Source organism: Methylobacterium sp. Leaf85 (assembly GCF_001422125.1).
GTDB classification, from domain to species: Bacteria; Pseudomonadota; Alphaproteobacteria; order Rhizobiales; family Beijerinckiaceae; genus Methylobacterium; species Methylobacterium bullatum.
Genome location: NZ_LMME01000034.1, coordinates 81366 through 94465 on the forward strand (window position 1 = coordinate 81366; position 13100 = coordinate 94465).

10 protein-coding genes and 1 pseudogene are annotated in these 13100 nt (G+C 68.2%); 6 read left to right on the top strand and 5 right to left on the bottom strand.

Annotated elements, in window-relative coordinates; all coding sequences use genetic code 11:
* Window positions 1-6 precede the first annotated feature (6 nt).
* From ASF08_RS21550 to ASF08_RS21560, 3 genes are read left to right on the top strand one after another with little or no spacing between them, the layout of a single operon-like run.
* Window positions 7-2211, top strand: coding sequence for an RNA degradosome polyphosphate kinase (locus ASF08_RS21550; RefSeq protein ID WP_238253948.1), 2205 nt, complete (start codon window positions 7-9; stop codon window positions 2209-2211).
* A gap of 47 nt (window positions 2212-2258) precedes the next feature.
* Window positions 2259-3788 carry an exopolyphosphatase gene (ppx, locus tag ASF08_RS21555; RefSeq protein ID WP_056149384.1) on the top strand — a complete coding sequence of 510 codons (1530 nt, stop codon included), beginning with the start codon at window positions 2259-2261 and terminating at the stop codon, window positions 3786-3788.
* 43 nt (window positions 3789-3831) lie between these two features.
* Entirely contained in the window at window positions 3832-4155 is a 324-nt protein-coding gene (locus tag ASF08_RS21560) for a hypothetical protein (RefSeq protein WP_056149386.1), read from the top strand.
* Window positions 4156-4171: 16 nt separating this feature from the next.
* Here ASF08_RS21560 and ASF08_RS21565 read toward each other — a convergent pair whose 3' ends face one another.
* A complete protein-coding gene (locus tag ASF08_RS21565) occupies window positions 4172-5614 on the bottom strand; it encodes an acetamidase/formamidase family protein (RefSeq protein WP_018043503.1) in 1443 nt (480 codons plus the stop codon).
* A gap of 363 nt (window positions 5615-5977) precedes the next feature.
* On the opposite strand from ASF08_RS21565, the pseudogene ASF08_RS21570 reads away from it, so the two are divergent.
* Window positions 5978-6343 (top strand): annotated as a pseudogene (locus tag ASF08_RS21570) (PhnA-like protein); the annotation flags it as partial.
* A 153-nt stretch (window positions 6344-6496) separates the two neighbouring features.
* Here ASF08_RS21570 and ASF08_RS21575 read toward each other — a convergent pair.
* Window positions 6497-8830, bottom strand: coding sequence for an NADP-dependent malic enzyme (locus ASF08_RS21575; RefSeq protein ID WP_018043505.1), 2334 nt, complete (start codon window positions 8828-8830; stop codon window positions 6497-6499).
* Between the two features lie 84 nt (window positions 8831-8914).
* Here ASF08_RS21575 and ASF08_RS21580 point away from each other — a divergent pair, with 84 nt between their 5' ends.
* Complete coding sequence (locus tag ASF08_RS21580) at window positions 8915-9538, top strand: CatB-related O-acetyltransferase (protein WP_026175878.1); 624 nt, start codon at window positions 8915-8917, stop codon at window positions 9536-9538.
* A 76-nt stretch (window positions 9539-9614) separates the two neighbouring features.
* Window positions 9615-9878, top strand: a complete 264-nt coding sequence (locus ASF08_RS21585) for a DUF3297 family protein (protein ID WP_018043507.1) — start codon at window positions 9615-9617, stop codon at window positions 9876-9878.
* Between the two features lie 16 nt (window positions 9879-9894).
* On the opposite strand, the gene ASF08_RS21590 is transcribed toward ASF08_RS21585, so the two are convergent.
* The 3 genes from ASF08_RS21590 to aspS all read right to left on the bottom strand — a co-directional run bounded on the left by ASF08_RS21590 (window position 9895) and on the right by aspS (window position 13092).
* The gene (locus ASF08_RS21590; protein ID WP_056149388.1) at window positions 9895-10227 is read right to left on the bottom strand and encodes a hypothetical protein; all 333 of its coding nucleotides are present in this window, start codon (window positions 10225-10227) and stop codon (window positions 9895-9897) included.
* Entirely contained in the window at window positions 10224-11093 is an 870-nt protein-coding gene (locus tag ASF08_RS21595; RefSeq protein ID WP_056149391.1) for a glycosyltransferase family 2 protein, read from the bottom strand. The genes ASF08_RS21590 and ASF08_RS21595 overlap by 4 nt, the downstream gene beginning before the upstream one ends.
* Window positions 11094-11277: 184 nt before the next feature.
* Window positions 11278-13092 (bottom strand): aspartate--tRNA ligase, encoded by a 1815-nt coding sequence (gene aspS, locus ASF08_RS21600; protein WP_056149393.1) that lies wholly within the window; start codon window positions 13090-13092, stop codon window positions 11278-11280.
* Window positions 13093-13100 lie beyond the last annotated feature (8 nt).

Here is a 13100-nt window from a genome sequence, read left to right on the forward strand (position 1 = left end):
ACGATCATGGCCGACACGGCGACAGAACGAGCGACAGTCGAACCCGTGGCGCGGGAGACCGTGCTCGCCGCCGGCCGCGCCCTGCGCCATTCGCCCGAGCGCTTCGTGAACCGGGAACTGTCCTGGCTGCAGTTCAACCGCCGGGTGCTGGAAGAGGCCTCCAACGCCAGCCATCCGCTGCTGGAGCAGCTGCGCTTCCTCTCGATCTCGGCCAACAACCTCGACGAGTTCTTCATGGTCCGCGTGGCGGGCCTGCACGACCAGGTCCGCGCCGGCCTGATCCAGCCGTCGCAGGACGGGCTCAGCCCGTCCGAGCAGCTCACCCGCATCGGTTCCGAAGTCTCGCGCCTCGCCCTCGACCAGCAGCGGCGCTGGCGCGAATTGCGTGACGACCTCCACGGTGTCGGCGTCGACCTCGTGGAGCCCGGCAACCTCACCCCCGATCACAAGGCCTGGCTCGAGGAGTACTTCCTCAGCCACGTCTTCCCGGTGCTGACGCCGCTCGCCATCGACCCGGCCCATCCGTTTCCGTTCCTGTCGAACCTCGGCTCCAGCATCGCCCTGATGATGGTGCGCCCCCGCGACGGGCGGACCCTGCGCGCCCTGATCCGGCTGCCCGCCGTCCTGGACCGCTTCGTGCGCCTGCCGGAGGTCGCGGGGGAATCCACCGCCCGCTTCATCGCCATCGAGCAGGTCATTGTCCTGTTCACCGGCCGCCTGTTCCCGGGCTACTTCGTGAAAGGGCAGGGGGCGTTCCGGGTGATCCGCGATTCCGACCTCGAGATCGAGGAGGAGGCCGAAGACCTCGTCCTGCATTTCGAGAGCGCCCTGAAGCAGCGCCGCCGCGGCGTCGTGATCAGGCTCGAAGTCGAGGCCGGCATGCCGGAGGATCTGCGCGCCTTCGTCGCCGACGAGCTCGAGATCGGCTACGACGCGATCTTCGTGGTCGAGGGCATGCTCGCCCTCAACGAATTGTCACAGATCGTCGGGATCGACCGGCCGGACCTGAAGTTCAAGTCGTACAACCCGCGCTTCCCCGAGCGCATCCGCGAGAGCGGCGGCGACGTCTTCGCCGCCATCCGGCAGAAGGACTTCATCGTCCACCACCCCTACGAATCCTTCGACGCGGTGGTGCAGTTCCTGGCCCAGGCCGCCCGCGACCCCAACGTGGTGGCGATCAAGCAGACGCTCTACCGCACCTCCTCGAACTCGCCGATCGTGGCGGCGCTGGCGGAGGCTGCCGAACTCGGCAAGTCCGTGACGGCGCTGGTGGAGTTGAAGGCGCGCTTCGACGAGGAGGCCAATATCCGCTGGGCCCGCGACCTGGAGAAGGCCGGCGCGCAGGTGGTGTTCGGCTTCATCGAGCTGAAGACCCACGCCAAGCTGTCGATGGTGGTGCGGCGCGAGGGCGACAAGCTCGTGAGCTACTGCCATGTGGGCACCGGCAACTATCACCCGATCACGGCGCGGGTGTACACCGACCTGTCGTTCTTCACCGCCGACCCGGCGGTGGCCCGCGACGTCAGCCGCATGTTCAACTACATCACCGGCTATGCCGAACCGGCCGAACTCGAGCGCATGGCGGTCTCGCCGCTGACCCTCAAGCCCCGGCTCTTGGAAAACATCGCGGCGGAAGTGGCCCATGCCAAAGCCGGGCGGCCGGCGGCGATCTGGATCAAGTGCAACTCCCTGGTGGACGGGCAGATCATCGACGCGCTCTACGACGCGTCCCAGGCCGGGGTGCAGATCGACTGCATCGTGCGCGGCATCTGCTGCCTCAGGCCGGGCATTCCCGGCCTGTCGGATACGATCCGGGTGAAATCCATCGTCGGGCGCTTCCTCGAACACGAGCGGATCTACGCCTTCGGCAACGGGTTCGGCTTGCCGCACCCGAAGGCGACGGTGTCGATCTCGTCGGCCGACCTGATGACCCGCAACCTCGAACGGCGCGTGGAGGCGCTGTTGCCGATCACTAACCAAACCGTGCATCAGCAGGTGCTGGACCAGATCATGCTCGCCAATCTCCTCGACAACCAGCAGAGCTGGCGTGTACTGGCGTCTGGCGCGAGTGAACGTGTCCAGCCCTCCGAGGGCGAGGAGCCGTTCAACGCGCACAAGTACTTCATGACGAACCCGAGCCTGTCCGGCCGGGGCAAGTCCTCGAAGAAGTCGAGTCCGCGCGCGCTGAGCCGTAGAGCCCAGCGTCCTTGAGCGGACGATACCGGCAGGAGCTGGTCGTGGGACTTCCTCGTGACGGCATGACAGGTACGGGCTTCACGACTCAGGGGGATCCCGGCGTGCAGGATCGCGTGGAACCGGTAGCGATCATCGACATCGGCTCGAATTCCGTGCGTCTCGTGGCCTATGACGGCCTGAACCGCGCGCCGACGCCGCTCTACAACGAGAAGGTCCTGTGTGGCCTCGGCCGTAACGTGTTCAGCACGGGCCGGCTCAACGAGGAGGCGGTTCGGCGCGCCCTCAGCGCGCTGGCGCGCTTCCGCATCCTCTGCGAGACCATGCGCGTCGGCCGCGTCTTCGTGCTGGCCACGGCCGCCGCGCGCGACGCGCAGAACGGCCCGGAATTCCTCGCCGCGGCGGAGGCCGCCTGCGGCCACCGGATCGAGCTCCTGTCGGGGCGGCGGGAAGCGGAGCTCTCCGCCCTCGGTGTGATCTCCGGTTTCCATACGCCGGATGGGGGCGTCGGTGATCTCGGCGGCGGCTCCCTCGAACTGGTGGACGTGCGCGGCGCCACGGTGGGGCAGGGGGTGACGATGCCGCTCGGCGGTCTCGCCCTCCAGGATCTCTCCGGCGGGTCGGTGAAGAAGGCCCTCAAGATCGCCCGCGAGAACCTCGCGAAGGCGGCCCCCCAGCTGGAGACCCTGCGCGGGCGCAGCTTCTACGCGGTGGGCGGCACCTGGCGGGCGCTCGCCCGCCTGCATCAGGCCGCGCGGGGCTACCCGCTCCACGTCATGCACGGCTACAGCATCGAGCCTTCCGACGAACTCAGCTTCCTCGAAGTGGTGGAGCGCACCGACGCCGCCCTGCTGCAGGACGTGGAGGCCGTCTCGGAGGCGCGCCGGCCCCTCCTCGCCTATGGCGCCGTGGTGCTGGAGGAGATCATCCGCGTCGGCCGCCCCCGCGAGCTCGCCATCTCGGCCTCCGGGGTGCGCGAGGGGCTGCTCTACGAGCAGCTCGACCGCGACACCCGCCTCACCGACCCGCTCCTCGCGGCGGCGGCGGAACTGAACCGGCTCCGCGCCCGCTCACCGGGCCACGGCAGCGACCTCATCGCCTGGACCGACCGGTTCGTCGCCACCCTCGACGGGCCGGAGACGGCCGACGAGCGCCGCCTGCGGCACGCCGCCTGTCTCCTCTCGGATATCGGCTGGCGCGCGCATCCCGATTACCGGGGTGAACAGAGCATCAACGTCATCACGCATGCCGCCTTCGTCGGGATCGACCACCCCGGACGGGCCTATCTCGCCCTGGCGGTCTATTTCCGCCACGAGGGCGTCGCGGCGGACAAGGCCAGTCCGATGCTGCGCAGTCTCGCCGGGCCGCGCCTGTTCGAACGGGCCCGCCTCCTCGGCGCCCTCCTGCGTGTCGCCTTCCCGATCTCGGCGGGAATGGAGGGGGCGCTGGCCCGCATGCCCCTCCTCGTCGCGGATCGACGGGTGACCCTGACCCTGCCTTCGAATTTGGCCGCGCTGCCGGGCGATCGCCTCCTCAACCGCGTCCGCGGCCTCGGCCGGGTGCTGGGTCTGGAAGGGCGGATCGATACCGCCTGATAGCGTCGCGGGGTCATAGCCTCGGCCGTTCGGAGGATTGTCGATGCCGACCGTCTACGTCTTCGCCGTCCTGACTCTCGTCATTCTTTCATGCCTGTCGGCCCTTGCGGGCTCTTGGGTGGGTGATCTCGACCGGCTTCCGATGCAATGGGGCCTGAACGGGCAGCCGACATGGTACGCGCCCACATGGATCGCGCTCGGATTCATCCCGGCGATCGGCCTGATCGTCATGGCGACGGTGGCCGTCAGCCATGGCCCCGGCGACGACGGGTCCGCTGTCGCCCGAAACATGGCGACGGTCGGAGCCATCCTGATCGCCGCCGAGGTCTTCTATCTCTTCATGCTGCGACGGCACCTCATCGGCTGATCGACGACGCGGCGCGTCACGCCGGCCTGTCCGCGAAGATCGCTTTCTTGACGATGGCGTGGACGCCCCAATTGCCGTCCACCACCTGGGTAATGCCGAAATCGACGGCGATGGACATCAGCGAGATCGCCTCGTCCTCCGTCAGCCCCTTCGCCTGCATCAGGAAGGACCGCATCTTGCGGAAAGCATCGCGCATGGCGAGGTCGATGGAGGATTTGGAGAAGATCTCGTTCTGCGCGTCGGGGCCGAGATCGGCGAGGTAGTTCGGGTAGCTGAAGCCCGAGAGCACCCAATCCTCGGACGTCTCGATCATCGGGAAATCGAGGGTCTCAAGGGCCGTGCCGGCGAGATCCGCCTTCTTGTGCAGGACGAACTGGAAGGTGCCGGTGAGCGAGCACTCGATGGCGGTGCCGCAGAGTTCGGAATCGCCCTGGCTGGCATGCGGATCGCCCACCGAGAACAGGGCGCCCGGCACCGCGACCGGATAGTACATCGTCGCGCCCTTGCCGATGCGCCAGTTGTCGATGTTGCCGCCGGTGTAACTCGGGGGAATCGAGTTCACCATGTCGGCCTCCTTCGGCGCGAGGCCCATGGTGCCGAAATGCGGGCGGATCGGCACCCGCACCCCCTTGAGCACGTCGAAATTGCGCTGCGTCTTGGTGTGGTCGACGGGAATGCCCGGATAATCGATGGTGGGATGCGCCACGCCGAACGGATCGGTGACCCCCGGCCAGCGGAAATTGTACACCGCCTTCGCCCAGTCGCGGGCGCCGCTCGCATCGACTTCATAGATGGTGATGACCTCGCGCGCCCGGTCGCCGGTGATCATGTCCTTGTAGTGGTAGCCCCACCAGGCGGCGGCGTTGCTGCCGAAGCTGCGGCCCTTGAAGGCGGGGTTGGCGCAGGGGCGGGGCGCCACATCGAGGATGCGCACCTCCAGCACGTCGCCGGGCTCCGCGCCGCGGATCGCCACCGGGCCGGTACAGATGTGGACGCCGAGCCCCCCGCCCGGTCCGAGGGGGCCGGTCTCCGGCCCGGCGCCGCGGCGGGCCACACCCTTCTTGTCCTTGGTCCAGAGGAACACGCTCTCGGCGCCGGGATCGCCCGTCACCATGCGCTCGGCATCGTCGTTGGCGTGGTGGGTCAGGGTCTCGATGGTGACGTAGTCGCCGGACGCGATCTCGACCTGGGGCTTCAGCAGTTTCGAGAAATAGCCCCAATGGACGGTCTCGGCGGTGGCCGGCAGATGATAATGCGCCGTCTGCCGGATGCCCTTGGCGCTCGTCTGCGCCAGCGCGGGGCCGACGAGGGACAGGCCGCCGGCCGCCATCGCCGCCGCGCCCCCGGTGGCGACGAAGCCGCTCTTGAGGAAGGCCCGCCGCTCGGGCGCGAGGTCGCCGAGGAAACGGCGGCGATGCTCGGCGAAATGGGTGCAGTTCGGATCGTCACCACGGCACATTGGAATCTCCCGACCGGCCCTTGATCCGAATCCTGTATGCAATCCAGTGGCCAGTTTTCACGCGCCGGATCTCAAGGGAAATCCCGACACGATCCGCTCGCCGGTAGGCGAGGACCGACGGGATGATGGGCGGATGGATTTCCGTCAGGCGGAGCGAACATTCCCCGACGACGCACGTGGACCGGCGCTGATTTCCAGCCTCCCCGAGCGTGTCGGGGAAGCTGGAACGCGTCCCTGGATATCGAAGACACGAACGACTTCACGCTCCCCGCAAAATTCTGCCGGGGCGACGGTGTCCTTGCGCGTGATCCTCATCCTTCACATCTGTTTTCAGGATCTCCTTCCCTGGCTCAATCCCCCACTCTGAAGCCTGTCGTCGCAACGCCACCGGACCTCGACGCCCGCCCGGCCCTGTACAATCAGGTCTCCTGGGGCGCGATCTTCGCCGGCGCCGTGGCGGCCCTCGTAGCGCAGATGATCCTCAACATGATCGGCCTCGGCATCGGCTTGTCGACCCTGGATCCCGCCGGCAACGACACCCCGACCGCCGCCAGTCTGTCCACCGGCGCCGGCCTGTGGTGGGTCGTCTCCGGCATCGTCGCCTCGCTCGCCGGCGGGTTCCTCGCCGGGCGCCTCTCAGGCAAGCCGCTGGCCAGCACCAGCGGTTGTCATGGCCTCGTCTCCTGGGCCGTCACCACCCTGGTCATCGTCTACCTGCTCACCTCGGCGGCCGATTCGGCGCCGTGACTCAGGCCGCCTACGGCGACCGCCTTGTCCGATCCCACCGCTTCCGGGCACACGAACGAAAAAGGCCCCCGAGGAATCGGGGGCCTTTTTCATGGTATCGGCCGCGGAGGACGAGCGACGTCCCGCCTGTTCTTCCTATTCGGAGAGGGGCGTCAGACCCGGCTCGACCGACGCGATCGTCGGCTCGACGGCGCCCGCCTGCGCCTCCACCACCGCCGCGGCGGTGACGTTGACGATGCCGCGCGCCGTCACCGACGGCGACAGGATGTGGGCGGGCCGGGCCGGGCCGATCAGCAGCGGCCCCACGGGCAGGGCGTCGGCCAGGACCTTGGAGAACTGGAAGGCGATGTTGGCCGCGTCGAGATTGGGGAAGATCAGGACGTTGGCAGAGCCCTTGAGGGGCGAGCCCGGCAGCACCCGGTCGCGGATCAGGCCGGACAGGGCGGTGTCGGCCTGCATCTCGCCATCCACCTGGAGGTCCGGCCGGCGACCCTGGATCAGCCCCAGCGCCGCGCGCATCTTCTGGGCCGAGCGGGAATCGGACTGGCCGAAATCCGAGTGGCTGAGGAGGGCGATCTTGGGAGTGAGGCCGAAGCGCGCCACGTGGCCGGCGCAGGCCACCGCCACGTCGGCGATCTCCTCGGCGCTGGGATCGGGCCGGACATGGGTGTCGGCGAGGAAGTAGGCGCCTTCCTTGGTGACGATGAGGCTCATGGCGGCGAAATCGAGCACGCCCGGCGCGAGGCCGATCACGTCGCGGATTACCCGCAGGCGCGTCTCGAACCGGCCCTCCAGGCCGCAGATCAGTGCGTCCGCCTCGCCCCGGCGCACGGCGATGGCGCCGATCACCGTGTTGTTGGTGCGCACCAGGGTGCGCGCGGCATCCGGCGTGATCCCGCGACGCCCGGCAACTTCGAGATAGGTCGCGACATAGTCGCGGTAGCGCGGATCGTCCTCGGGATCGATCAGGTCGAAATCCGTGCCCTGCCGGATCGACAGGCCGAAGCGCTTGATCCGGGTCTCGATCACCCGCGGGCGCCCCACCAGGATGGGTCGGGCCACATGATCCTCGACGATGGCCTGGGCGGCGCGCAGCACGCGCTCGTCCTCACCCTCCGCGTAGAGGACGCGCTTGGGATTCTCCTTCGCCTTGGTGAAGATCGGCTTCATGATGAAACCGGAGCGATGGACGAAGCGGTCGAGACTGTCGGCGTAGGCCTGGATGTTCTCCAGCGGCCGGCCGGCGACGCCCGAATCCATCGCGGCCTGCGCCACGGCGGGGGCGATCCGCAGGATCAGGCGCGGATCGAAAGGGCTCGGAATCAGCGAATGCGGGCCGAAGGGCCGGGCCTCGCCGCCATAAGCGCGGGCGACCACGTCGGACGGAGTCTCGCGGGCCAGCGCGGCGATCGCCTTCACGGCGGCCTTCTTCATCTCCTCGTTGATAGACGTGGCGCCGACATCGAGGGCACCGCGGAAGATGTAGGGGAAGCACAGGACGTTGTTGACCTGGTTCGGGAAATCCGAGCGCCCGGTACAGATCATCGCGTCGGGGCGCTTCGCCTGCGCCAGATCCGGCATGATCTCCGGATAGGGGTTGGCGAGCGCCATGATCAGCGGCTTCTCGGCCATCTTCTCCAGGTATTCCGGCTTCAGGACGCCGCCGGCCGAGAGGCCGATGAACACGTCGGCGCCCGGAATGACCTCGGCCAGCGTCCGGGCCTCGGTCTCCTTGGCGTAGACGTCCTTCCAGCGGTCCATCAGTTCGGCGCGGCCCTTGTAGACCACGCCCTTGATGTCGGTGACGGTGATGTTCTCGACCCTGGCGCCGAGCGACACCAGCAGGTTGAGGCAGGCGAGCGCCGCGGCGCCCGCGCCCGAGGTGACGATGCGGACGTCGGAGAGCTGCTTGCCGGCGAATTCCAGGGCGTTGAGGACGGCCGCCGCCACGATGATCGCGGTGCCGTGCTGGTCGTCGTGGAAGACCGGGATGTTCATCCGAGCCCGGCACTGCTCCTCGACCTCGAAGCACTCGGGTGCCTTGATGTCCTCGAGATTGATGCCGCCGAAGGTCGGCTCCAGGGAGCAGACCACGTCCACCAGCTTGCCGACGTCGTTCTGGTCCACCTCGATGTCGAACACGTCGATCCCGGCGAACTTCTTGAACAGGACCGCCTTGCCCTCCATCACCGGCTTCGAGGCGAGGGGGCCGATATTGCCGAGACCGAGCACGGCGGTGCCGTTGGTAAGCACCGCCACGAGGTTCTGGCGGATGGTGAGTGTGGCGGCCTCCTGCGGGTCGTCGTAGATCGCCATGCAGGCCGCGGCGACGCCGGGGGAATAGGCCAGCGCCAGGTCGCGCTGGTTCCCCAACGGCTTCGTCGCCTGGATCTCGAGCTTTCCGGGCCGGGGTAGGCGGTGGTAGACGAGGGCTCCGGATTTGAGATCGTCGGACATGTTGTCGCCCATGAGCCTCACTCCCTTCATCGCGGGCTCTGACGGCGCCGCGGAGCTTTCCCGCCGGTCTTCGGGATGCATTGATTGAAAACTCTGTTGCACCGCTTGCGGAGTGGGCGCAACCCGCACAACGAAACCCGCCTGCACCTCGCCAAAATGGTGAAAACCCATGGTTTCTCCATCGGCTCGTACTCCTATGGCCGTCCGAAAGTGCGGTTCCCGGAAGCTGGGCGGCACCTTACGATCGGCCGGTATTGTTCCATCGCCGACAGGGTCGAGATCCTCCTCGGCGGCGGCCACCGCCTCGACTGGGTGACCACCTATCCCTTCGCGGCCATGGGGGGACTCTGGCCGGGGGTGGAGGCGCCGGCCGATTATCATGCCTCGCGCGGCGACGTGACCATCGGCAGCGACGTCTGGCTCGGCTCAGGCTGCATGATCCTGTCCGGCGTCACCATCGGGCACGGCGCCGTGGTGGGGGCCCATGCCGTCGTCAGCCGGGACGTGCCGCCCTACGCGATCGTCGCCGGCAACCCCGCGCGGGTGATCCGCCACCGCTTCGATCCGGAGCATGTGGCGGCCCTGCTGGAGACGGCGTGGTGGGACCTGCCCCCCGAGGCGGTGCACGCTCTGGTGCCCCTGCTTCAGAGCGACCGTATCGACGATCTCATCGCGGCGGCACGGGCGGCCAGGGCCGGCGGCGTTGCGGGCGGGGCGTGAATCGCTTACCCGGACCCTTCGTCCCGACGCGTCAACGATCGCTCGACTCCGATCATCGATTCCCAAGGCAACGCCGATGTCCGACACGCCTCCCGACCGCCTCGCGGTGAACCCGACCAGCCCGTTCTACAACGAGGCCATCCTGGAACGCGGCATCGGCATCCGCTTCAAGGGCGTCGAAAAGACCAATGTCGAGGAATACTGCGTCAGCGAAGGCTGGGTCCGCCTGTCGGCCGGCAAGACCCTCGACCGCGCCGGCAACCCGATGACGGTGAAGCTGAAGGGCCCGGTGGAGCCGTACTTTCGCGATGCGGCCGAGGGCGATTCTGCCTCCGCCTGATCCTCGGCCCGCCCGGTCACGGAACGGCCGGCCCGTCGCTCTCCCCGCCCCGGTCTCCCTCGCGCTTGCGCCGCTCCCCGGCGAAATTGCGCAGGGCGGTCTCGACCAGGGCGTCGACCTGAGCCGGGCCGGTGGAGGCCCGGATTACCAGGCTGGTGATCGCGTCGGGATGGTTCTTGCGCTGCTTGGGCGTCCGGGCGTGGTTCGAGATCCGAAGCGCGTAGGTGCAGCCCTCCGGCTTCAGGTAGACGCTGTCGCCGCGCGTGTTGCGTGCGACGACGACGAAGCCCTGCGCCGCGACGCCGGCGACGGCGCGGGCCAGGGCGGCCGTCGGATTGAGCAGGCTCATGCGAGCCCTTCCCGAGCGAGGGCGGTGCGCCCACGGATGGCAGCGAGGGCGCCGGCCGCCGAACCGGCATAGCGCTCGATCAGTGGCCGGCGGAAGCTCAGGGATGCCAAGGCCGCCTTCGGAGCGTTGACCGCGAGCATGGCCGGGCTCGGGTCCGGCAGGCCGTACTTGCGCGAGACATAGGCCCGCGACCAGGCCTGATGCCAGCGGGTGCGGAAGACCCGGCCGGGCTCCGGCGCCGACGAGCGCCCGCGCCCATGCAGGGCGACCGCGCCGTGGACATGGACCAGGGAGCGGCCGGAATCGGCGACCCGGCGGCACAAATCGTCATCCTCGTAGAACAGGAAGATGTTCGGATCGAACCCGCCGAGGGCGAGGAACAGGTCCCGCCGGATCATCAGGCAGGCGCCGGAGAGGAACGGCGCGCAGGCATCGCCGTCGGGCAAGGCTCGGTTGCCGGGTGGGTTGGTGAGGTAGGGCGCGAGCAGCGAGCGTGGCTGGTAGAAGAACCGCCCGTCCGGCTCCATCAGGCGCGGCGCGAGCAGGCCCGCATCCGGATAGGCGGCAGCCGCGCGCAGGAGCGCATCGACCGCGCCGGCCCGCAGCACGATGTCCGGGTTGAGGATGAGCACGCGCTCCGCACGGTCGGCGGCGCGGATACCGATGGTGTTGGCCCGGCCGTAGCCCTCGTTGCGAAGATTGCGGACCACCCTGGCCCCGGCCGCCTCGGCGACGCCCGCCGACCCGTCGCGGCTCGCATTGTCCACGACGATGGCCGGCACGTGCTCGGCTGCGAGCGCCGTGAGACAGGTCGGCAGCGCATGCGCACTGTCATGGCTGACGACGATGGCGACGAGGGAGGGCATGTCGGCCCTGTCAATGTTGGAGGGATCGGGCGCTGCAAACCCTCCCCCTCTGCGGGGGAGGGTGGCCCTCGCGTCAGCGAGGGTCGGGAGAGGGGAGCGCGCAGTCCGGAGAGGTCGCCCCCCCTCTCCAGCCTGCTCCGTAGGTACCCTCCCCCACAGAGGGGGGAGGGTGGTGTGTCGCGGCTCAGCCCTGCTTCTCGGGCAGATTCAACCGGATGTGGAGCTCGCGCAGCTGCTTCGGCGTCGCCTCGGCGGGGGCGCCCATCATCAGGTCCTCGGCGCGCTGGTTCATGGGGAACAGCACCACCTCGCGCAGGTTCTGCTCGCCGCAGAGCAGCATGACGATGCGGTCGATTCCCGGCGCGATGCCGCCGTGCGGCGGGGCGCCGAGCTTCAGCGCGTTGAGCATGCCGCCGAATTTTTCTTCGAGCACCTCTTGGCCGTAGCCGGCGAGACCGAAGGCCTTTTCCATCACCTCGGGGCGGTGGTTACGGATCGCGCCGGAGGACAGCTCCGTGCCGTTGCAGACGATGTCGTACTGGAACGCCTTGATGCCGAGGATCTTCTCGGCCTCGCTCGGATCGAGGGCGAGGAATTCCTCGCGGTCGAAATTCGGCATCGAGAACGGGTTGTGGGAGAAGTCGATCCGCTTCTCGTCCTCGTTCCACTCGTACATCGGGAAGTCGGTGATCCAGCAGAACGCGTACTGGTCCTTGTCGGAGAGGTTCAGTTCGTCGCCGATGCGGATGCGGGCCTTGCCGGCCAGAGCCGCGGCCTTGCCCTCGGTGCCGGCGGAGAAGAACACCGCGTCGCCGGCCTTCGTGCCGGTCTTCTCGCGGATGAGGGCCTGGATCTCCGAAGGGATGAACTTGGCGATCGGCCCCTTGCCGGTGACCGTACCGTTGTCGTCCTCGAAGATGATGTAGCCGAGGCCCGGCGCGCCCTCGGCGCGGGCGAAGTCGTTGAGCTTGTCGAAGAACGAGCGCGGTTGCGTCGCCGCCCCCGTGGCCGGGATGGCGCGGACCACACCGCCGGACTTGATCACCCCCTTGAAGGCCTTGAACTCGACCTCGTCGCGGGCGAACTCGTCCGTCACGTCGGCGATGATCAGCGGGTTGCGCAGATCCGGCTTGTCGACGCCGTATTTCAGCATCGCCTCGGCATAGGGGATGCGCGGGAAGGTCTCGGTGACGCGCTTTCCCTCGGCGAATTCCTTGAAGACGTCGCGCAGGACCGGCTCCACCGAATGGAACACGTCCTCCTGGGTGACGAAGCTCATCTCGATGTCGAGCTGGTAGAACTCGCCCGGCGAGCGGTCGGCGCGGGCATCCTCGTCGCGAAAACACGGCGCGATCTGGAAGTAGCGGTCGAAGCCGGCGATCATCGTCAGCTGCTTGAACTGCTGCGGCGCCTGCGGCAGCGCGTAGAACTTGCCGGGGTGCACGCGGGACGGCACCAGGTAGTCACGGGCGCCTTCCGGGCTGGAAGCGGTGAGGATCGGCGTCTGGAACTCGAAGAAGCCGCCTTCGCGCATGCGGCGGCGGAGCGAATCGATGATCGCGCCGCGCTTCATGATGTTGGCGTGCAGCTTGTCGCGACGCAGATCGAGGAAGCGGTACTTGAGGCGCGTCTCCTCCGGGTAGTCCTGGTCGCCGAAGACCGGCACCGGCAACTCGCCGGCGGGGCCGAGAACCTCGATGTCGTCGATATAGACCTCCACCGTTCCGGTGGGCAGGTCGGCATTCTCGGTGCCGGCAGGGCGCGTGCGCACGCGTCCGTCGATGCGGATCACCCATTCCGAGCGGGCGAGGTTGGCGGTCTTGAACGCCTTCGAATCGGAATCGACCACGCATTGGGTGCGGCCGTAATGATCGCGCAGATCGATGAAGAGCACGCCGCCATGGTCGCGGATGCGGTGGCACCAGCCGGAAAGGCGAACGGTCTCGCCGACGTCGGACGGGCGGAGGGCCCCGCAGGTATGGGTACGATAACGGTGCATGACGGGCT